Below are 20,638 nucleotides of genomic sequence, written 5' to 3'. Positions count from 1 at the left end.
TGAGGCGCTCCGCGCGCGCCTCACCGGCGCGACGCATCCTCGCCAGGCGCCAGCCGAACCAGCCCACGGCCGCGATCAACACCACCAACACCCCGAGCGTCATCCAGGTCCACATCCTTCCTCCTCGCGCCGGCTCACTACCCGGCCTGGCACCCACGTTGTGTGCTAACTTACACTCCGCTAGCCTGCACGGGTAGTCCCCCCCTCAACCTCCTTATCTGTGGAACGCGCATGCATCGACTTCTCCGTTGGTCCCTGGTCGCGGGCGCCGCGATCATGTTGAGCGCCTGTGTCGAAGGTATCGACGACGGCTCGACCCTTCAGCTGCGCACCGCAGCACCCGAACAGGAGGGCGCACAGCTGGGCATGGACGAAGGCAACACCGTCGAACTCGCCGCCGAAGCCCGCCAGGCGCGTATGGTGATCTTCGACGCCATTCTGGGGAGTAACCCCTCCGCGCCGCCCTCGGTGGAGGTCGCCCGGGTGGTCGACACGCCGCTCTTCGTCGATGACGACGCTCACGACACCGACACCCACTGGATCACCCGGGCGCGCATTGAAGATACGCAGGGCGCCACCCTCTGGTCCCAACGGGTCAACAGCCTCTTTCAACTGCTGGAGTTTTTGAACCTGCTCCTCGACCAGCAGGCTGCCGTCGAGCTCAACGCCAACCAGGTCTACGCGCTGGTGCGCGCGCAGTACACGCCGCTGACCCAGTTCGCCACGCGCGTCCCCACAGATGTCGCCGGGGCCGAGGACTACATCCTGGAGCTTGCGCAGGCCGATGGGAGCTGGGTCGAGCTGGGCCGCTTCCCCATCGAGGAGCTTCTTGCGCAGGCCGAGCCCAACAGCGTCGAGGGGCAGGTCGACACCATCGTCGAGAGCGGTCCGGCCGACGATCGCATGGACATTGTGATCCTGGCCGACGGCTACACCGACGAGGAGCGCGCCCTCTTCGAGGGCGACGCTCAGGCGGTGGCCGAGCGCATCCTGCAGACCTCACCCTTTATCGAGCACCGCGATCTTTTCAACGTGCACAGCGTGTGGACACCCAGCAACGAATCCGGCGCCGGCTACGACTGCCGCTTCGGGCAGACGGCGTGCGAGGGGCGGCTGCGTGACACGGTCTTTGAGACGACCTTTGTGATCCCGGCGGTGGCCGACATCTTCAACATCGATATTGGCGAGGTCTCCGACCGGGTGGCGCTGCCGATTCAGGTCGGAAGGATGTTTGAGGCCGCCGCGCTGGCGCAGTACGACGAGATCGTGCTTCTCTCCAACACGCGCAAAGTCTCCGGCTTTGCCGGCGTCTACGTCTCGCTGGTGACGACCTACGACAACCGCCAGAGCTTCCCGGACACCGTCGTCCACGAGCTGGGCCACACCCTGGGCATGCTCGGCGATGAATACATGGTCGACGGGGACCCCTGCTTCTTTAATGAACCTTTCATCCCACTGCCGGCCAACATCGACGAGCTGCGCCAGGGCGAGCCCTTAAGTTGGGATGCCTGGGTGGGCGCAGATACTCCGCTGCCGACGCCGCCCAATCAGGCCACGGCGCATCCGGTGGGGGCTTATGAGCGGGCTTACAACTGCGAGTTTCTCGTGCGCCCGAGCTACGAGTGCATGATGAAAGACAGCGGCGACGACTTCTGCCCGGTCTGCGCCGAGCAGATGGTGCGACGCTTCTACTCCGGGGTCGACCCCACCCCGAATGAGGCGCTGGTGGTGGAGCGCGTCTCACCCGGTGTGATCGAGGCGCGTGTGCCGCGACGCGACGCGCCGGGCCGCTACGCGGTGACCTGGTATCTCGGGGATCGCAAAATCGGTGAGGGCGCTCGCCAGCGCGTGGGAGGTGCGACGTTTACCGACGCCGAGGGCTCCGGCTGGGTCGAGCTGCGCGCGCAGGTCACCAACACGACCGATTTTCTGGCGAGCGACCACCCGGCGGTCAACGACACGTTTACTCTGTGGGTAAAACGGGAAGACGCACCGTAAAGGTTGTGCCCGAGCCCTCCTCCGACTCGGCGCTGACGCTTCCCCCGTGCTGCTCCACAATCCGGCCGACGAGCGAGAGCCCGAGGCCGGAGCCCTTGCCGTTGGTAGATGTGGTGAAGAAGGGCTCAAACGCACGGTCGAGCACCGAAGGGGCCATCCCGCAGGCGTTGTCACGGACCTCGATCACCGCCTCGTCCCCGTCGACGCGCGTGCAGATGTCGATGCGCCCTCCGGGCCCCTCCATCGCGCGGGCGGCGTTGGTGATCAGGTTCACAAAGATCTGCTGCAGCCCTCCGGCGTGCCCCAGCAACGCGAGCGGCGCCTCGGCCAGCTCGTAGCGCACCTCCACCTGATGCTGCTCAAGCGGCACCTCGCACAGCCCCACCGCGGTGCGAATGCATCCGTGAAGCTCCACCTCTTCGAGCGTCGCCCCCTCGGTGCCGGCCAGGTTGAGAAGATCGCGCACGAAGCGATCGATACGCTCCACGCCCTCAATGATGTGCTGCAGGCGCTCGCCATCGCGAGGATCAAAGAGCTGCCCGCGGTACTTGCGCAGCAGATAATCGGCGTAGTTCAGGATGCTTGTGAGCGGGTTCTTCAGCTCGTGGGCCACACCGGCGGCGAGCTGCCCCAGGCTCATCAGCTCCTCGGCGCGAGCGAAGCGGCGCTTGAGCTCTTCGAGCGAGGATTGGCTGGGCTGAACCACCACCACAAGACCGCGCATCGGACGATGCCGACTCCCCTCCTCTGGCGAGATGGGGCGAATGCGCACCTGCACTTGCTCCCCGCCGTCGGGCAAGTCGCTGCCCACCAGACGCGTGAAGACCGGCTCGGGCATGGTGCCGGCGAGGGCGCGCGAGGCCGCCACCCGCAGACGCGGGCGGTCCTCCGGCGCGAAGATGTCGAGCAGGTCGCATTCCGGATCTTCGCCTGGAGCAAGCCCCAGCACCCGGGTCAGCGCCGCGTTGGCCAGGCGCACCTGACGTCGGCCGTCGCAGATCGCCACCAGCGCGTCGATCTGATCGATGATCGGGGCCAGGCGCTCGTCGGTCTCCGGCTCAAAGAGCACGCGGTAGTTGCCATCACCCATGGGCGCCAGGCTCACCGAGACCGTCTCGCGCTCGCACCCCTGCAGCGAGACGCCGCCCAGAAAATACTCTTCGCGGCCGTCTTCGGATGGCTGCAGCCGCATCTGAGAGAAGGTCTCGCGCTGGGTGAGGTTCAACCCCGGCAGCGCCGCGCCCTGCGCGATACCGAGGAAGGCTCGCGCGAGCCGATTGACGTAGATCAGCTGTCCGGTGGCATCACATACCGCCACCGGGTCGCGCAGCTCATCGAGCACCCGCGCGAAGTTGATCATCTCGGCTGCGACGGTCTCACTCATAGTCCATCTCCTTGCTCGGAGGCCGGTGAGGGCACCGGCTCCGAGGGTCCTGCTTCATCCAGATCCACAATCAGCTCACCCCCGGCATACTCTTTGGTCTTGTAGCGTGTGATGCGCCCGATCTTGCGCACAATCTCGCTGATACGACGGGCCTCCTGATGGATGGTGTCGACGGCACGCTCGGCCAGCTCGGCGCTGTGCCCCTGGCGCTGCAGAAGCTCCGCATAGCCCATCAGGCTGGTCAGCGGTTGGTTGAGCTCATGGGCGGCGGCGCCGGCCAGCTCGGCGATCACCGCCTGGCGCTGCGTGCGCTCCAGCGTCTCAAACGCCTCCTGAAGACGCTCCTCCATCGCCAGGCGTTGGCGAAGATCGGTGAAGATGCCCACGGTGGCCACCTCCCGCTCATCCTCCATCACCAGCGCGGCCGAGATGTCCACCGGGATGCGCTCTCCGTGACGATCTACGACCTCCTCGCGAAGCGACTCAATGCGACCGCGTCCGCCATGCTGGCCGCTGCGCAACATATGCATGATGCGCTCGGCCCCCCGAGGCGGATAGAGATCGCGCACGTTGAGCGTCATCGCCTCGCTCTCACTCCAACCCAGCACCCGCTGGGCGGCGGCGTTAAAGAGCACAACCTCACCCGTGCGCCTTGCCGCCACAATAGCGTTGGGGCTGGCGTGAATCACCCGATCCAGAAACTCAAACGAGCGCGTCGCTTCGTCACCACCTCCGACCTCGCGCCTCGCCACGGGCAGGCGCCAGCGCACCCGTCGCGCAAGCTCGTCCCGAAGCGAGGAGCGCCTCACCGCGTCGGTCGCCCCGCGCGCCATCGCCAGGTCGATGACCTCGTCCTGCGCATCGTCTTCGTGGACGAGGATCACCGGCATCGTGGCCGTCTCGCTGAACTGGCGCGTCCATCCCAGGATCTCATCGGGAGGGATCGTGCATTGCTCCACGCCCAGCACCACCAGCTCGGGCGCGGCGCGCCGAGCATGGAAGACCGCCTTTCGGGCGTCCGCGTAGACGCGAAGGGTCGCGTTGAGCGGCGCCAGAAGTTCGGCGATCTCTGCGGCGCGCTCATCGAGCGCGTCCACAATCCAAATCGTTCGAGAAGGGGCAGACGTCATAAGGCGAGTCAAAAGCGCGTTATCGGCCGCGCACGGGGCGACCACAGCGTCTAACCTCGCAGTTTGACGCCACAATCGCAAGTTTCCCGCCCGCTCCCGGAGAGGCTCAGGCGCTGAGCGTCTCCAGGATCGTCTCCGCCACGCGCAGCCCGTCGATGGCCGCGCTGACGATGCCGCCCCCGTAACCGCTGCCCTCACCACAGGGGTAGAGCCGCGCCACCGAGGTGGACTGGTAAGACGACGCGTCGCGGTCGATCTGCACCGGCGCGCTGGTGCGCGTCTCCACGCCGATGAGCAGCGCGTCGTCGCTGACAAAACCACGCATCCGCCGCTCAAAGCCGTCGAGGGCCACGCGCAGCGCGTCGATCACAAAGGTCGGATAGCAGCTCGACAGATCACCGGGCGCGATACCCGTCTTGTAGGTCGTCTTTCGCACCGAGGTGCTCGCCACCCCTTGTTTGAAGTCGCTGACACGCTGGGCCGGCGCCACAAAGCCTCCACCACCGAGTGTGTATGCGCGTCGCTCCGCCTCGTGCTGAAAAGCCATCCCGGCGAGCAATCCGTCGTAGTCGTCGAGCTCCTCAATGGGGCCGAAGGCGCCAAAGTCTTCGGGGCGCACGCTGACCACCAGCGCCGAGTTGGCCCAGTGCCCTTTTCGGCTGGCGTGGCTCATGCCGTTGACGCAGATGCCATCGGGAAGCGTATGCGAGGGCACCACCTGACCGCCCGGGCACATGCAGAAGCTGTAGATGCCCCGGCGCTCGGCGCCTTTGCCCAGGTTTTCGGCAAGGCGATAGTCGGCCGCCGGAAGATCGGGAAGATCCGCGTATTTGCCGTACTGAATGCTGTTGATGAGCTCCTGACGATGCTCCACCCGAAAGCCCACCGCGAAAGGCTTGGGTTCCATAGCGACCTTTAAGTCGGCCAGGTGGCGGTAAATCTCGCGGGCGGAATGCCCCACCGCCAGCACGACGCGGTCGGCGTCGATGCGCTCCCCGTCGCGCAGGCGCACGCCCTTGACCACCCGCTCGCCACGCTCCTCTTCGACGATCAGTTCGCTCACAAACGCCCCGAATCGCACCTGGCAGCCCTCATTGAGGAGGTGCGCTCGAAACGCTTTGCAGAGCGCGACCAGGCGGTCGGTGCCCAGGTGCGGTTTGCCATTGATGAGGATCTCTTCAGGGCCGCCCAGCGCCACGATGGTCTCCAGCACGTGGCGCACGCGCACGTCGTTGACGCGAGTGTAGAGCTTGCCGTCGGACCAGGTCCCGGCGCCGCCCTCGCCAAAGCAGATGTTGCTGTCTTCTTTGAGCTCGCCGCGGTGCATCAACGCCGAGACATCTCGCCCCCGAATTTCCACCGGTTGCCCGCGGTCGAGCAGGACCGTCTCCACGCCGCTGTCGGCCAGTCGGTTGGCGCAGAAAAGCCCCGCCGGGCCGGCGCCGATGACGATCACGCGCTCCTTTTTGCGGGGGTTGAAGCGCTCGGGTGCCAGGCTCCCGGGCGCCGGCGCCTCTTTGACCCCCTCGGGCAGCTTGCCCAGTGATTGCGCATCGCTGAGCGCCACCTCCACATTGTAGACGTAGCGCGGCCGCCCGCGCGCATCGAGGCTGCGCTTGAGGATCTCAACCTCCTCGATATCCGAGGGGCTGACCCCTAACTTTTTGGCGGCCTGAGCGCGAAGCTCGCTCTCATCGGACTGAAAGTCCACGCGCAGATCGCCCACGCGCAGACGCTTGCTCTTCGACTGGTTCATCGCGGTCACTTCGAGGTGATTTGGGAGGCATGGGCCGGCGGCATCGCGCCGACTTAGAGCCTGGGGAGGAGCCCGTGAGCTCCCATACGGAAGGCCTGGTTTCGCCCCCGTTGCAGAAGACGCGCACCGACATCGGCCAGCTGCAGCTCGATCATCAGATCGCCTGTGGCCATCAGCAGCTCGGCGCGCTCGACCCTATAATCTTCTCGGGCGTCGAAGGCCAGCGCGACACGCTCGAGCTGCTCGGCGCCGATCTCCTGCTCAGCACGGCTACGCAGCACAAGCCCGCCCAGGAAGAGCGCGATCTTCTCCTCAGAGGCTCGGTGTCCCAGCTCCTGAGCCAGCCGGTAGGCCTCCGAGGCCCGGCGACGCGCATCGGAGCGGTTGCCCAGCGTGGCCAGGGTCCAGGCCAGCTGAAAAAGCGCCTCGATTACCACCCAGGCCCGCTCCGCCTGCAGGGCAAGATCGAGGGCCTCCAGGAGCGCATCGCGCGACTCCACCGGGCTGCCAATACGACGCAGATCGGCCCCGTAGCCTGTGCGCACCTCCGAGCGCAACCCCTCCTCGCCCAGCCGATCGGCCGTCTCAATGGCCTGCTGATAGCTCTTAAGCCCCAGGGCCGACTGGCCGCAGAGGATTTGCACGTGCGCGAGGCTCCCGAGCGCGCTGGCCTGACGGTAGAGCACCACCCCGTCTGCGGCACGCTCAACGCAGCGCTGCAACATCTCTCCGGCGAGCTCAAGCTTGCCGCGCCCGAGCAGCAAACGCGCGTCAAGGGCGAGCAGATCGACGACGCCAAACTCCGAGACACCTTCCTCGTCGATGCGTGCGCGCCAGCGCTCCGCCTGCGCCATATCGCCAACGTAGAGCATCAGCTCCGCGCCGCGGAAGAGCACCTGCCAGCGCAACCAACGCGAGGGGCATGATCGCGAGAGCTCCTCGGCGCGCTTCAGCCACGAGCGCGCGCCCGTCGCATCGAAATGGGCCATCGCGAGATTGGCCAGATGAAGGCTCACCAGCGCGCGCTCCGGCCCATCGGTGAGCGCCTCATCGGCTCGCTGAAAGAGCGCGAACGCCCGGGCGATGTCCCCGTCGGCCCGCTCCTCCTCGGCCGCCATGATGAAGTAATGCGCCGCCAGATCGAGGTTGCCCCCGGCGGCCAGATGATGCGCGGCCTCCGCCGCACGTGCCGCCCCCCGACGCCAGTCTTTTGTCAGCTGCTGACCGATACGCCGATGCAAGGCCCGCCGCCACTCCGGGCTGATCATATCCGAGACCGCTTCGCCAAGCTCATCGTGGATCAGCCGTACAAAGCGGCCGCCGGCCAGAAGATCGATCTCCACGAGGTTGCGCCACAACACCGTCTGCAGCGTGCGCTCAGCCTCCGCGGCGCTCGCCCCGCCGGCGACCAGGAGCTTGCGGACGCTCTCCCAGAGCAGCGGACGCTCCATCAGCGAGAGAAGCTCCAGACATTCTCGCCCGGCCGCACCCACCGCGGTGACCCGACGCCTGAGCGACTCGCGCAACGACGCCGGGACGCCTCGCGCCTCCACCTCGCCAAGCCGCGCCTCCCAGCGTGAAGCCGACTCACGACGCAGCAGCCCGGCATCAATCAGATAGCGACACAGCTCCTCGACGTAGGCCGGACGCCCCCGCGCAGCGCGATTGACGTCCTCAATCCACTCCTCCGAGAGGCCGCGCAACGCCAGCTGCTCTCCAAAGAAGTCGGAGACGTCGTCGCGCACCACCCCCTCAATTGGCAGCAGCTGCACGCCCTGCCCTTTTTGAAGGCGGGCGCAGACGTCACCCTCGGTCAACGCGGCGACGATGTCGGGGCGGTTTCGCACCTTCACCGCCCGAAACCAGTCCTCCAAAACCTCGAGACTCGCCTCATCGGCCAGGTGCAGCTCATCGATGAAAAAGACCAGCTGCTGGGGCTTGAGTAACCCCACGGCCTCTTCCAGAGCCGCGCGCATCCAGGCCTGCTCCACATAAGGCTGCACCCGCTCCCCGGCGGTCAGAATCCCCAGCGAGGTCATCAGCTGGCGGGCCTGCAACGCCGGTCGATAGGGCTCAAGCCCCAGCTGATCCTGGCTGAGCGCGAGCTCCATGGTCTGCGTCACAAGGTCGGTCAGCAGCGCGTAGGGGCCCATCCCCTCATAACAGGTGCTCTCGAGCACCACGTGTCCTCCCAACTTCGAGGAGGCCTGCACGTCGTGCAAAAGACGCGACTTCCCGGCCCCGTCCGCACCGCGGATCAGGTAGAGCTGGCCCATCGCCTCGGTCTCATTGGTCGAGAGCCACTCCAGCAGAAGATCGTCTTCATCGATCCGCCGCGCCAGAATACCGCGCTCGAAATAACCGCGGATCACCGGCGTGGCCGCCACGTCGAGCGAGTTGGCCATCCGCCCGGCCGACCACTGCTCAAGCACGCCGGTGTCCTGGGCCAGCGCCTGAAGCGCCTCGCCAGCGTCGGCATAGTCGACGTCGGGGAGCTGTCGCAAAAGCGCCATCGTAAAGCGGCTCAACTCCAGCGGCACCTCCGCGTTGAGGCGGTGGGGCTCCGGCGGCCGAAAGTCCTCTTCGGTCGGCGGCGGGTCCTCTTTGCTGCGCGGACCGAAAGGAAGCACCCCGCAGAGCGCGTAATAGAGCGTGACACCCAGGCTGTAGAGGTCGGAGCGCTGCTCGCCCTTCTCGCCACGAATGACCTCCGGCGCCATGTACGAGCGCGTGCCCCCGCGCAGCGTGTCGCGCTTGGGATCCATGCTGGAGAGGCCGAAGTCCACCAGCTTGGCCATCGGCAGCGCCGAGGCGTCGTCGAGCCACAAGAGCATCACGTTGGCCGGCTTGATGTCGCGATGAATCATGCCCATCGCGTGCAGGTAGCTTAACCCCTGCAAGAGCTGCAGCGTGATGTCGATCAGCGCCGCGGGCTCCAGGAGCGCGCGGGCGTCCTGCAGGCTGAACCCGTCGATGTACTCCTCGGCCAGGTACACCCCGCCGTCGGGGAGGCTGCCGTAATCGAAGACACGCACGAGGTTGGGGTGCGAGAGCTTGGAGAGGATCTCAAACTCCCGGCGCAGCATCTTACCCTGCACGCTGTTGTATGCGTCGGCCGAGAGCACCTTGAGCGCCACCTCGCGCTCGCCCTCGCGCAGATCTTCGGCCAGATAGACCGAGCCGCCCGCCCCCCGGCCCAGCGGCTTTTTGTAGGCGTAGCGCCCCGCAAAGACCTTGGTCGCAGACACGCTCCTGGACTTGCGCTTGCGCGCTCGCTGCTTGTTTTCAATGGCCATCTAGTTTGCCCGGGGTTACTCGCCACAGGATCGACCCACACCGGTCAATGCCGCGTCTGCCTAACATGCCACGCGCCCCGCAGATCCTCAACCGACTCACCGGTCAGCCCCGCCGCCGTGGAACGATACGGTGACGATCTGGCGAAGATCGTTTCACCTACGAGGCGAAGTCGATACACTGGCGCCGACTTCAATGGGAGAGACCATGCGATCTTCGCTTTATCTGTTGCGCGCCACAGCCCTGCTTGTCCTCGCTCTGAGCGCCGCCTGCTCCAGCGCCGACCCGCCCATCACCAACCCCGATACCGGCCAGCCCGATACCGAGGCCCCCGACGCCGGCGATCCGCCGGATGCCGAAGACGACACCGACGCCGACCCGATCGAAGACGTGGGCTCGCAGCCCTCCCCTCCCGCCGAAGTCGAGCGCGCAGGCGCCGGAGGCTTTTTGCTCCGCGGCACCGTCCTCACCCTGGACGGTCCCATCGACGATGGCGAGGTGCTCATTGAAGGTGGCGCCATCACCTGCGTCGCCGACGATTGCTCCGGCGAGCCGGGCGCGGCGACGGTGACCGTGATCAATACGAACGGGGTGATCTCCCCGGGGCTTATCGATGCCCATAATCACCTGCCCTACAACTTCTTGATGCCCTGGATCCCCGGCGACGCCGGCTTCTTCGGAAACCGCTACCAGTGGGCGGAAGATCCCGGCTATGAGGCGCATGTGGCGCCTTACGCCAACCGCCGTAGCACCGGCACCCACTACTGCCCGGCTGCCAAATGGGGAGAGTTGCGTTCGGTGATTCACGGCACCACCACCGTGATGGGGCAGTCCTTCCAGCAGCGCTGCGTCGACTGGGGCACGCGAAACGCCGACCACTACCACGGGCTGGGCTACAACCACATGCGCACCACCATCGGCTCGCCACGCGACATCACCGACTCCGACGCCGAGAGCTACATCGAGAGCTTCAACGATCCGGACGAGCCCAAGACGCGCCTGGCCGTGCACATGGCCGAGGGCATCAGCGGCGACAACATTGAGCTGGAGTTCAGCTCCTTTGCCGGCCGCGACACCCGCGACAACCGCCACGCCGGCACCTCGCTGCTCTACAACGGCACGGCGATGCTGATTCACTCGGTAGCGCTAACCGACGCCGAGCTTGAGGAGGTCTACATGACCGACTCCAAGATCGTGTGGTCTCCGTCGAGCAACCTGGCGCTCTACGGGGTGACGGCCGACATCGAGTCCATCCTCGACTTAGGCATCATCACCGCGCTCGGCCCCGACTGGACCGTATCTGGCGAGTTCGACATGCTCGCCGAGATGCGCGTGGCCTACCGCTACGGCCAGGAGCAGGAGATCGAGGCGCTCACCCCTCAGCGCATCTGGGAGATGGCCACCTGGGACGGTGCCATCGCCGTGGGCCTGGAGCACAGTGTCGGCCAGCTGGAGCCGGGGTACGGCGCCGACATCGTCGTCTTCGGACGCCAGGCCAACGATCCCTACCTGGCGGTGCTGGAGAGCGAAGCCTCCGACGTGCGCCTGAGCATGATCGATGGCCAGGTCTACTTCGGAGACGCCGATCTCGAAGAGGCCGCCGCGAGAAACGAGTTCTGTGAAACCTTCCCGACCTGCGGCACATCCAAGTTTCTGTGCGTCCAGGATAGCCCCTCGGCCGGCGATCGTCGCGATGAGACCTACGCCGCGATCCGCCAGCAGCTCATTGACATCCTCGAGGGCACTGGCTACCCGGAAGACGAACAGTACGGTCGCGGCGACGAGCTCCTCGACCTGGTCCTTTGCCCCTGATTTTTCGGCCGAGATTGCGATGGATGATCCTCGGCCAGACTGAGCCGTAGAATCATGCCCAAATCGCTTCGCCTCCGCGCCGCGCTGCCCCTCTGCGCGGCGCTTCTCGTCTCGTCACTCGTCTCCACCCTGGCCATGCCCGAGGCGCTGGCAGGCCCCTGGACCAAAGACAGCGGCGACTACTACGTCAAAGTCGGCGAGTCGGCCTATCAGGCCAACGCCTTCCGGACGCCGGAGGGCTTTCTGGTCACCGGCGTCGACTACTTCAGCGCCACGACCTACCTCTACGCCGAGCTGGGCCTGCTCGATGGCGTGCACCTGCAGACCTATGTCCCGCTGACGTATGCCCGAAACCGCTTCGGCTCGCAGAGCTACTCCGACTTTGGCCCGGGCGATATGAACCTGGCGATCCAGGCGTCGCCGCTCAACCTCAAGGTGCCCACCTCGGTGAGGCTGGAGGCCAAACTCCCCCTCTACGGGCGCCCCCCCGGTGACCTTACGCCTGCGCGCGGCGACCAGCAGGTCGACCTGACGCTCTGGCTCTCCGCCGGAGGCGGCCACCATGATCTGGGCGTCTACTTCTACGCCGATGTCGGCTACCAGCATCGCAGCGCCTGGACCTTTGATGGTACCGAGGTGGGCGACTTCTCCGATGGTTTGGTCACCATGGCCCAGGTGGGCTACAACCTCTTTGATACCGCCACCGTGGCGCTGACCTCCTCGGCGGTCTTCCCTCTGAGCGACGACCGCATCTCGAAGAGCTACCTGACGGTGGGCCCGTCGATCTTCGTTCCCCTCACCGAGCGCATCGCTTTGGAGGCCGACGGCTACCTGACCCCCTTCTCGCGCAACAGCGCAGCGGGCTGGGCGGTGGGCCTGGGCGTCTCAGTGCGAAGCCCCGACTGAGGCCGGGGCCCCATCGCCTCTCAGCGCGCGGGCAGCCCGGCCTGCTTTCGCAGGTGAATGAGCGCCTGCTCCAGGATCGCGTCGCGATTCTGGCTGACGTCATCCGGGCTGTTCTCCACATAGATATGCGGCGGCACTCCCACGCGCTCATAGAAGATCCCGTCGGCGTCGCGGGTCTCCTGCACCGAGATGGTGTAATGCCAGCCATTGGGAAGCTCCCGCGGCAGAAACATCGCCAGGCCTCCCCCGCTGTTGGTGCCGATATGCGTGACGTGATCGTACTGACGAAGCGCCAGCGTGAGCCACTCCGCAGCGCTGAAGCTGTAGCGGTTGGTGAGCACGACCACCGGCTTTGTAAATTGGCGCGGCCCCGCCGGTGAGACCTTCCAGACCGTGGGTGACGAGAAAGCGTCGTGGCGCGCCCCGTTGCGGGTGCGGGTCACCACGAAGTCGCGGGTGTCGGTCGCAAAGCGACTGGCAACGAAGGTGGTGTTAAAGGCCCGGCCCCCGCTGTTGTTTCGAAGATCGATCACGAGCCCTTCGGCGTCTTTAAAATACGCCAGCACCTCGTCGAGATCTTCAATCCAGCCATGAACATCCTCGCCAATGCCCTCGGCGCCGCTCAACGTCGCCAGGTGCACGTAGCCCAGGGAGTGACCGGCCCAGCCGTAGCGGAAGTTCCCCTCTCCGGCGCTCAGCTCCGTGCCCATGATGTAGCGCCGGCTGATCAGGTTGCGGTCGTAGTTGCGGCGCGAGCCCCGCAGATGAAGGTCACTCTGCACCCTCCCCACCTCGCCGGCCGAGACATACACGTGGCCGTCTTCCAGGTAGCGGATCATCTCGCCAAAGATCTCCAGAAGTTCCTCGTCGGTGGTCAGGGAGTCCACGCGCGGGCGGTAGCGCCGGTAGACCTCGTCCCAGTCCACATCCTTATGCACGAAATGCGCGTAGTGACGGTCAAAGGACTCCCAGAAGATCTCGAAGTTGCTCTCGGGCGTATTGGCCGGGTCAGGCCCTAAAAATGCCCCGCACCCGCCCATCATCAGCAGCAGCGCCAAAAGCACCCCACGAAACCACCCGCTCATTCGCGCTCTGGTCTTCATCGCATCCCCCCGGTTGTCGGTACCTGCTACATCGCGCGTTCTCGGACCTACCTGTAGAGCAGCCCCAACCCCAGACTGAAACGATGGCTGTAGGTACGGGTATCGAGCGGCAGATCGTAGCTGAACGCCCCGCCCCGGTACGCGGCTACCACGCCCAGGTACTTGCCCGGTGTCCACCACAGCTCGGCGCGGGTCTGCACCATGCGGAAGCTGCCCCAGCTGGCAAAGCGGCCATCGGTCACCGCCCGCCAGCGCTCCTGGACCAGGCGCACCCGCTCGTCCCCACGCACCGCGTAGCTGGGGCGCATCAGATAGCCCCCCAGGGGTACGTTGATGCCAAGATGCAGCTCTCCCCAGCCCCCCAGCGCCTGACGAAGACCGGCCGACGCATCCAGCGAGACAAAGGCCTCCCAGACCTCCACCGAGCCGATCTGCGCCGGGTCGTACTGGTAGGAGCGGTACATCGTCCAATGACTCAAGCGGGGACCAAGCTCCAGACGGCGACCGCCGCGGTTGAACAAGGCGAAACGCCACTGAAAGGACGCGTCCACAAAACTCGCGTTGGCCCAATGGCCCTGGCCATCATCGATCGCCGAGCTAAGCCGCCCCCCGTTGAGCCCCGGCGTAAACCCGCCCAGCTCCAGCGCGCGGCTCCACCGGGGCGCGCTTCGCCCCCAGCGCAGCATCAGCGGATAGGCCTGGCCTCGGTACGCCAGCGGCGAGCCGGTGGCGTCGCGGTTTCCCATCTGCTCGATGCCGCTGAAGAGCAGGAGCTCGCCACGCTCCTCCACCCTGCGATCCTCGTTTGCCCCCGCCTGCGGCTCCGCGCTATGCGCCCACCCGGCAACACACCAGTATCCGAGCGCGATCAGCAGCGCCAGCCCCCGCCCGGTCCACGTCGAATGGACCCGCAGAGAGGCGCACCTGCCCTTGAGGCTCGCCATCCTTTCCCCCTTCTTGTGTGGTATCCGATCGCAGCAGCTGACGACGCCACACCCTGCGCGCGCCCCTGCGACCTCTCCACCTCTGAAGCTAACCCCTCAACGCAGCGAGACAACGCCGCGCCTCAGCGCAGGTACGTGCTCAGAAGCCCCTTGAGCGCCTCGCCAGTCTGCTGACGCTCGAAGGGAAGCAAGAGCCTGGAGGCCACATCCCGCCCCAGCTCCAGCGCTCGCCAGGAGCCCGCGCGACGAATCCGCGCCATCGGCGGCGGCGCAAGCCCGCTCAGCGTATCCATCGGGCTTGAGGCCCACTCGACCTGCCCCCGGCCGCTGGCCTGAAGCACCACCGCCAGAAGGTCGCAGATCGCCTGAAAGGCCACCGGCTCCACCCAGCCGAGCTCCCCCGGGGAAGCATCGATTAAGAGCGCGCAGAGCCGCTCCAGGCCCTCCACGTTGGGCCCGAGCTCCAGCTGCATCACGCGGCCCAGCTCCTCGACCAGCCACTTGCTCGGCCAGCCCGGACGGTCGCCAAAGACCTGCTCGCCATGGCGCCGGGCGCTGGCCACACACGCCCTCTTGACCATCCCCTCCAGCATGCCACCCGGCCGACTGAACCCGAGCCGCCACAGCGAGCTCGGATCGCTGACCGTCCCCCCGCCGCTTCGACGCGCCTCATTGCGAAAAACACTCAAGCGCTCGAGCTGCTCGGCGTCGAGCGCCTCGGGGATCATCGCAAAGCCCAGCGCACGCAACCCGGCCTCATCGCTCTCGCTGAGTTCGCTGTAACAGGCCACATCGAAGGAGAGGATATCGGCCTCCTCGACCTGCTCCAGGTAGGCCGAGGGCGGCATGCTCAGATGCGCCAGATAGCGCGCCTGAAGCAACCCGCGCAGCGCGCGCATCGTGGCGCGCCCCTGGCTTTGCCAGAGCGCCGCCGTCCAGCGCTTTCCGTCCGGCCAGCTCACCGTCAGCAGCGCCGGATGCAGGCCGCCATGTGAATTTTCGTTTTCAATTTCGCGCGCCATGTGCATATTCTCTTGACTATGGAGTCGTGACTTCGTACGCCCGCGCCTGCAGCTCCACTCGTGTCGAGCAGCTTTCCCCATAAATCGCCGGGCCCACGCACTCTTTCGACCCTTCCTTTAATCTACCCCATCGATGCTGTCATGAGTAGAAATCGCAGCCGCGGTCGCCGCCGCAGCGGCAATCGCCAGAGCTCCAAGCCCAAAGTCGACCTGGCTACGCTGACCGCGAAGCTCTCCGACTACACCCCCATCCAGCCCAAAGAGCGCATCCGGCTGGAGACCGACCGCTACGAGTACATCGGGCGGATCATGGACATGTTCACCCCGATCTCCCGGGGTCAGCGCTGCCTGATCACAAGCCCGCCCAAGGCCGGCAAAACCACGATCCTCAAGACGATCGGAAAAGCCGTCCACAAGAACCACCCCGACATCTTCCAGCTCGCCGTCCTCATCGACGAGCGCCCCGAAGAGGCCACCGACTTTCGTCGGAAGATGCCCTTCGACGTGCACGCCTCAACCTCCGATCGCTCCTCGAGCAACCACATCAAGGTGGCGGAGAAGGCGTTCACCATCGCCCTGGAGAAAGTGCTGGAAGGCAAGGATGTGCTCATCCTGCTCGACTCCATCACCCGTCTGGCGCGCGCCTACAACGTCGAGCACACCGGCTCGGGCGGGCGCACCTTAAGCGGTGGTGTCTCCGCCGGCGCGCTCGATATCCCCCGCCAGCTCTTCGGTGCGGCCCGCAACCTGGAGGGCGGCGGCAGCCTCACGATCATCGGCACCGCGCTGATCGAGACGGGCAGTCGCATGGACGAGGTGATCTTCCAGGAGTTCAAGGGCACGGGCAACATGGAGCTTTTGCTCGATGAGGAGCTCGTGCTGCGACGGGTCTTCCCGGCCATCGACATCGCCAGCAGCGGCACCCGCCGCGAGGAGATGATGCTCGATGAGCTCGAGCGCAAGCAGACCCCGCTTCTGCGCCGTCGCCTCATGGACCAGAGCCCGGTGGAGGGCATGCAGTGGATGATCAAGCGGCTGCATGACTCCAAAAACAATCAGAACTTTTTGCGCTCCATCCCCCAGCTTTAAGCTACGCGCCGGACCGGCTCAGAGCTTACAGGCACCCTGAAAGCGCGCCCCTTTTTCCGGGGGCGTGCTTTTGTCGTTTTGGGATGAACTGCCGCCTGGAAGCGTCAGGGTCACGGCAGCTCAGCGGAAGCACCAGCTCAAGATCTGCGCCTCCAACCCCGGCTCCCCGCCGAAGCCCAGATCGACATCGGACCGAAAGAAGACATGCCCCCCGCCGGCGATCCAGCGCGCCTCGACGCGGGTCGCCGCGCTCACCAGCGGACCGCGCAGCGAGTCGGCGGGAATCATCGGATCGCCGGGGCTGGCCACCACAAGCGTCGGGACCTCCAGGGTCTTGAGCAGCGGGCCCACCGACTGCGAGCGATAATAATCGTCGACGTCGCGAAACCCGAATCGCGGCACCACGGTGAGCTGGTCCCACTCGCGGATCGTGGTCGCCAGGCGCACCCGCTGCGGCGGCGTGGGCACCGATCCGCGCTCGGCGATGCCCGCATACATGGCGTTGAGCCCGCTGAGCAGATGATGCCGATAGATCAGGTTCCCCGGCGCATCCAGACAGCGCTGGGTGGCCCCCAGGTCCAGGGGCGGGCAGACGGCGGCCACGGCCTGAACCTTCGGCCCCACGCCCTCGGCAACCGCTTTGAGGCAGACATGACCTCCCATGGAGTAGCCCAGGAGCGCGATGCGCTCAAAGCGCTCAAAAAAAGGCTGCTGGAGCACCGCGCGCAGATCGTCGGTGAGGCCGGCGTGGTGCATATCCTCGCCAAGCCCGTCGGCGCCGCGCATCGCCAGACGCAGACAGGGCAGCCCGGCGCGCTGCGCGGCGCGGGCGGCCTCCACGCAGTAGCCGCGATCCACCGAGCCTCCCAGCCCGTGCACCACCACCACAAGATCGCTGACGCCGGGCACATCGGCGAACATCCCGCTGAGCGTCACCTCACCACCGCGGCCGTCGGCCACCCGCGTGCGCCAGAGGCTCGCCCGGGGGGCCTTACGCGGCAACCAGTCATGGCGGAGCGCCGGAGCGATCGTCTGCAGGTGCCCTCCCAGGCGCTCTCGGAGCGCGGCGCTGTCGGGCAGTCGTTCCAGCGGGTTTCGCATCTTCATCGATCCTGTCCTTTTTTAAGATTAGGTATCTGCGGACGCGCACAGCCAGGCCCGGGCCCGCGCTTGCGCCTTGCCGCTTCGTTCAGCTCTGGTAGTTTGAAGGCTCCTACTACCCCAACCTCCTCCCAGGGTCGAGCCAGAATGAGCCTCCAAAACGACTTCGAATCCGCCACTCGCCGGGTGCAAACGCTGGGCAGCACGCCGGACAACGCCACGCTGCTCGATCTCTATGCCCTCTTTAAGCAGGCCACCGCCGGCGACGTCGAAGGCAAACAACCCTCCCGCTTAAAGATTCGCGAGCGGGCCAAGTTCGACGCCTGGGCTCAGAAAAAGGGCATGTCGCAAGACGCGGCCAAAGAGGCCTACATCAAGCTCGTCAACTCTCTGGTCAACGCCTGAAGGACACCCGATGCGCAGCCCCAGTCGTGTTCGCCTGGCTCTGGCCGGGCTTGCCAGCCTTCTTGTCGTCGCCTGCGGCGACGATCCGGCCACCGAGAGCCCCGACGCGGGCACTCCTGACGTCGAACTCGTCGCCGACGCCGACTCCGGCGATGTCGACGCGTCGGACGCCGGTGACGATGCGGACGCCGATCCCCTGGACGCGCTCCCCGAGCGGCCCTGGCCGCTTGAGGAGCGGGGACATTTCCGCCCCGGCTACTCCTACACCAAAATCAGCTACCTCCCGCGTGGCGATGGCGAGGAGGAGCGCGAGATCTTCATCTCCATCTGGTACCCCACCCTCGACTCCGAGGGGCGACCGGCGCGCTACCTCAACTCCATCAACGCTCCGGGCGTGCTTCGCGAGCCTGCGCCGGCCATCGACGAGGAGGAGCCTGCGCCGCTGATGGTCTTCTCCCACGGCAACGGCAGCTTCAGCGTGCAGAGCTATTTCTTTGCCGAGTACCTCACCAGCCACGGCTACGTCGTGATCGCGCCGGATCATAAGGGCAACACATTTGGAGACACCGGCGGTGCGGTACGGCTGGAGTCAACCGTCTATCGCCCTCAGGACGTCAGCGCGATCCTGGACTGGGTCGAGGCGCTCCCCGAGGATCACGCCCTCTACGGCAAGATCTCGCCATCGAAGATCGCCATCAGCGGCCACAGCCTCGGCGGCTTCACCACACTGGCCAACACCGGAGCGACGCTTGATATGGAAGCCGTCACCACCGGCTGCGCCGACGACACGATCAGCGACCGCATCTGCGAGATCTTCGAAAACGATGAGAACGCCATCTTCGACGAGGGCTTCCTCGATGCGCGTTTCAAAGCCTCCATCCCCATGACCCCGGCCGGCGCCGAAGTGTATGTGCCGGGCACCTCCGCCATCGAGATCCCCACCCTGATGTGGACCGCCGGACGTGACCTGACGCTGCCCAATGAGCGCGAAGGCGATCCTCTCTGGGAGGCGATGGAGGGTGTACAGCATCGCCGCATCGACATCGCCAACGGCGGCCACTTCACCTTCTCCAACCTCTGCGAACTTCTCGGAGGCGCCGTCGATGACTTCCAGGAAGACGGCTGCAGCGCCACCAACATGGGCTATGAAGAGGCCTACCTGGTCATCAACGCCTACAGCATGGCCTTTTTGCGCCTGCATCTCGACGGAGACACCACGTATGAAGCGATGCTCAACGGCGAAGATCCCTTGAGTGACCAGCTCATCTTCGATCGCCACGAGTGAGCGGCCGAAAGGCACTGTCGGAAGCCATCGCCGCCCTGACGCCGGCCGCGCCCTTAGAGGCCGGGCTGCGTCGGGGTGCCGGGGTCCACGTCCAGCTGAAAATCCACCGCGATGCCGCGACCGCCGTTGGCCTGGGGTGAGACGAAACGCACCCAGCACTCCCCCGGGTTGATCGCCCGCACAAGCTGCACGGAGTTGGCCGTGGGCGCGGTGGGGAACTCACAGGTCGCCGGGGTCATCACCTGCTTCTGGACCACGGCGTCGCCCCCGCAGAGCGGCGCCTGCCCCAGGGTCGGCCCGAGCTGAAGCTCATAAAATCGTCCCTGCTCCATGCGGTTGACGGCAAACCCGCGCTGGCCCTCGCTGGTCACCTCAATGACGCGCGGCTGGGCTCCGTCAACCGCCTCCGGGCCTCCGAGACGAAAGCTCATCAGCGGCTGGCCCTCCTCGTCGTTGAGCGCGATCACCCCACTCTGAGCCGGCTCCAGCCGAATCTGATGCAGGCTCTCCTCGCCATCAAAAAGCGCCATCGCCTCGGGCGGATCCACCTCAAACGCGAACTGACCGGAACCGCGAAGAAGTTGGCCCTCCGCGTCGAGTTTTCGCTGCTCGACGGTGATGGCAAGCTCGCCGGGATCGTCAAACACATAGGCCCCGGCGCCGGTGGCCGGGCAGCTCCCGTAGCGCCCCTGCGGGTCGACGCCCCCGGTCACCCGACGCAGCTCCACGCGCTGCACGTCACGAACCTCCACCTCGAACGCGTCCACAAAATGTGGCTCGTCGTCAGGGTCCGCCTCGCCATCCGCGTCGCTCTCAGGCGGGGGCTCCAGGCCTTCCACATCAAAGACGAGCTCCACGCGGGCGCGCCCGGGCTGCAGGGCCTTTAAGGCCACCCGCGCCCCGGCCACCCCCATCAGCTCCACCTCTTCAAAACCCACCACCTCCACCACGCCCTCGTCGCCACTCAGGGAGATGTCGTGCGCCTCCAGCGCGCGGTGGTCGGGGTAGCAGCCGATCGTCTCATCGCAGATCTGCTCACCGTTGGTCGGTCCGAGCACCAGGATCGTGGCATCCCACCCGGCGGCCAGCGGCGTGTTGAGATCCACAAAAAGATGACCCGCTTCACTGTTTGGAGCCGGCCCCTGCTCGGAGGCCACGCAGCCTGCGGCGCCGAGCAGCCCCATTAAGAGGGCTCCCACCATCGTACACATCTGTCGGGCGGCGGCGTGGGTGGGTCTCTTCAGGCTCAGTCTCACGGCGTTACTCCGGGTAGGTCTTCGGGTGAATGCTTCGCCAGGATCGCGCAGCGAGGCCCTGGTCGATGGCGACTTTATGTTTACGCTCTACCTGAACGCGATCCAAGAAATCAGGGGGCACGCCGGGCGCTGCGCACGGCGCCCTCTGCGCAC

The 20,638-nt window shown here is 66.1% G+C and carries 15 protein-coding genes; 6 read left to right on the top strand and 9 right to left on the bottom strand.

What is annotated here, in order from left to right:
• The first annotated feature begins 231 nt into the window (after positions 1–231).
• A complete protein-coding gene (locus tag FRC96_RS21015; protein WP_146977517.1) occupies positions 232–1,998 on the top strand; it encodes a M64 family metallopeptidase in 1,767 nt (588 codons plus the stop codon).
• Here FRC96_RS21015 and FRC96_RS21010 read toward each other — a convergent pair.
• The 4 genes from FRC96_RS21010 to FRC96_RS20995 form a co-directional block, all read right to left on the bottom strand.
• On the bottom strand, positions 1,964–3,382 hold the full coding sequence (locus FRC96_RS21010) for a PAS domain-containing sensor histidine kinase (protein WP_146977516.1): 1,419 nt from the start codon (positions 3,380–3,382) through the stop codon (positions 1,964–1,966). The genes FRC96_RS21015 and FRC96_RS21010 overlap by 35 nt on opposite strands.
• Positions 3,379–4,479, bottom strand: a complete 1,101-nt coding sequence (locus tag FRC96_RS21005; protein ID WP_230470543.1) for a PAS domain-containing protein — start codon at positions 4,477–4,479, stop codon at positions 3,379–3,381. The genes FRC96_RS21010 and FRC96_RS21005 overlap by 4 nt, the downstream gene beginning before the upstream one ends.
• Before the next feature lie 139 nt (positions 4,480–4,618).
• On the bottom strand, positions 4,619–6,268 hold the full coding sequence (locus FRC96_RS21000; protein ID WP_146977514.1) for an NAD(P)/FAD-dependent oxidoreductase: 1,650 nt from the start codon (positions 6,266–6,268) through the stop codon (positions 4,619–4,621).
• Between the two features lie 53 nt (positions 6,269–6,321).
• Complete coding sequence (locus FRC96_RS20995) at positions 6,322–9,516, bottom strand: serine/threonine-protein kinase (RefSeq protein WP_230470542.1); 3,195 nt, start codon at positions 9,514–9,516, stop codon at positions 6,322–6,324.
• Between the two features lie 253 nt (positions 9,517–9,769).
• On the opposite strand from FRC96_RS20995, the gene FRC96_RS22715 reads away from it, so the two are divergent.
• On the top strand, positions 9,770–11,374 hold the full coding sequence (locus FRC96_RS22715; protein ID WP_146977512.1) for an amidohydrolase family protein: 1,605 nt from the start codon (positions 9,770–9,772) through the stop codon (positions 11,372–11,374).
• A gap of 54 nt (positions 11,375–11,428) precedes the next feature.
• Complete coding sequence (locus FRC96_RS20985) at positions 11,429–12,280, top strand: hypothetical protein (protein ID WP_146977511.1); 852 nt, start codon at positions 11,429–11,431, stop codon at positions 12,278–12,280.
• Positions 12,281–12,300: 20 nt separating this feature from the next.
• Here the strand turns inward: FRC96_RS20985 and FRC96_RS20980 are convergent, their stop codons facing one another.
• The 3 genes from FRC96_RS20980 to FRC96_RS20970 all read right to left on the bottom strand — a co-directional run bounded on the left by FRC96_RS20980 (position 12,301) and on the right by FRC96_RS20970 (position 15,349).
• A complete protein-coding gene (locus FRC96_RS20980) occupies positions 12,301–13,365 on the bottom strand; it encodes a S41 family peptidase (RefSeq protein ID WP_230470541.1) in 1,065 nt (354 codons plus the stop codon).
• Between the two features lie 65 nt (positions 13,366–13,430).
• Positions 13,431–14,327: a hypothetical protein gene (locus tag FRC96_RS20975; RefSeq protein WP_146977509.1), complete on the bottom strand. Its 897-nt coding sequence runs from the start codon at positions 14,325–14,327 to the stop codon at positions 13,431–13,433.
• A gap of 122 nt (positions 14,328–14,449) precedes the next feature.
• Positions 14,450–15,349: a hypothetical protein gene (locus tag FRC96_RS20970; RefSeq protein ID WP_146977508.1), complete on the bottom strand. Its 900-nt coding sequence runs from the start codon at positions 15,347–15,349 to the stop codon at positions 14,450–14,452.
• A 141-nt stretch (positions 15,350–15,490) separates the two neighbouring features.
• Here FRC96_RS20970 and rho point away from each other — a divergent pair, with 141 nt between their 5' ends.
• On the top strand, positions 15,491–16,438 hold the full coding sequence (gene rho / locus FRC96_RS20965) for a transcription termination factor Rho (RefSeq protein ID WP_146977507.1): 948 nt from the start codon (positions 15,491–15,493) through the stop codon (positions 16,436–16,438).
• A gap of 120 nt (positions 16,439–16,558) precedes the next feature.
• Here rho and FRC96_RS20960 read toward each other — a convergent pair whose 3' ends face one another.
• Positions 16,559–17,545, bottom strand: coding sequence for a YheT family hydrolase (locus tag FRC96_RS20960; RefSeq protein WP_146977506.1), 987 nt, complete (start codon positions 17,543–17,545; stop codon positions 16,559–16,561).
• A gap of 141 nt (positions 17,546–17,686) precedes the next feature.
• Between FRC96_RS20960 and FRC96_RS20955 the strand changes: the two genes are divergently transcribed.
• Together FRC96_RS20955 and FRC96_RS20950 are read left to right on the top strand one after the other, a co-directional pair.
• Positions 17,687–17,944 carry an acyl-CoA-binding protein gene (locus tag FRC96_RS20955; RefSeq protein ID WP_146977505.1) on the top strand — a complete coding sequence of 86 codons (258 nt, stop codon included), beginning with the start codon at positions 17,687–17,689 and terminating at the stop codon, positions 17,942–17,944.
• 10 nt (positions 17,945–17,954) lie between these two features.
• The gene (locus FRC96_RS20950; protein WP_146977504.1) at positions 17,955–19,229 is read left to right on the top strand and encodes an alpha/beta hydrolase family protein; all 1,275 of its coding nucleotides are present in this window, start codon (positions 17,955–17,957) and stop codon (positions 19,227–19,229) included.
• A 53-nt stretch (positions 19,230–19,282) separates the two neighbouring features.
• Here FRC96_RS20950 and FRC96_RS20945 read toward each other — a convergent pair whose 3' ends face one another.
• Positions 19,283–20,485 (bottom strand): hypothetical protein, encoded by a 1,203-nt coding sequence (locus FRC96_RS20945; RefSeq protein ID WP_146977503.1) that lies wholly within the window; start codon positions 20,483–20,485, stop codon positions 19,283–19,285.
• Positions 20,486–20,638: the final 153 nt, after the last annotated feature.

Source organism: Lujinxingia vulgaris (assembly GCF_007997005.1).
Lineage (GTDB): Bacteria > Myxococcota_A > Bradymonadia > Bradymonadales > Bradymonadaceae > Lujinxingia.
Note: the sequence above shows the minus strand (reverse complement) of the source record. Positions and strands in the feature narration are given on the sequence as shown.

Excerpts from the sequence above, each read along its gene's own strand:
- FRC96_RS21015 (WP_146977517.1), top strand. The coding sequence starts at position 232 with ATGCATCGACTTCTCCGTTGGTCCCTGGTCGCGGGCGCCGCGATCATG.
- FRC96_RS21010 (WP_146977516.1), bottom strand. The coding sequence starts at position 3,382 with ATGAGTGAGACCGTCGCAGCCGAGATGATCAACTTCGCGCGGGTGCTC.
- FRC96_RS21000 (WP_146977514.1), bottom strand. The coding sequence starts at position 6,268 with ATGAACCAGTCGAAGAGCAAGCGTCTGCGCGTGGGCGATCTGCGCGTG.
- FRC96_RS22715 (WP_146977512.1), top strand. The coding sequence starts at position 9,770 with ATGCGATCTTCGCTTTATCTGTTGCGCGCCACAGCCCTGCTTGTCCTC.
- FRC96_RS20985 (WP_146977511.1), top strand. The coding sequence starts at position 11,429 with ATGCCCAAATCGCTTCGCCTCCGCGCCGCGCTGCCCCTCTGCGCGGCG.
- FRC96_RS20980 (WP_230470541.1), bottom strand. The coding sequence starts at position 13,365 with ATGAGCGGGTGGTTTCGTGGGGTGCTTTTGGCGCTGCTGCTGATGATG.
- FRC96_RS20975 (WP_146977509.1), bottom strand. The coding sequence starts at position 14,327 with ATGGCGAGCCTCAAGGGCAGGTGCGCCTCTCTGCGGGTCCATTCGACG.
- FRC96_RS20970 (WP_146977508.1), bottom strand. The coding sequence starts at position 15,349 with ATGGCGCGCGAAATTGAAAACGAAAATTCACATGGCGGCCTGCATCCG.
- rho (WP_146977507.1), top strand. The coding sequence starts at position 15,491 with ATGAGTAGAAATCGCAGCCGCGGTCGCCGCCGCAGCGGCAATCGCCAG.
- FRC96_RS20960 (WP_146977506.1), bottom strand. The coding sequence starts at position 17,545 with ATGAAGATGCGAAACCCGCTGGAACGACTGCCCGACAGCGCCGCGCTC.
- FRC96_RS20955 (WP_146977505.1), top strand. The coding sequence starts at position 17,687 with ATGAGCCTCCAAAACGACTTCGAATCCGCCACTCGCCGGGTGCAAACG.
- FRC96_RS20950 (WP_146977504.1), top strand. The coding sequence starts at position 17,955 with ATGCGCAGCCCCAGTCGTGTTCGCCTGGCTCTGGCCGGGCTTGCCAGC.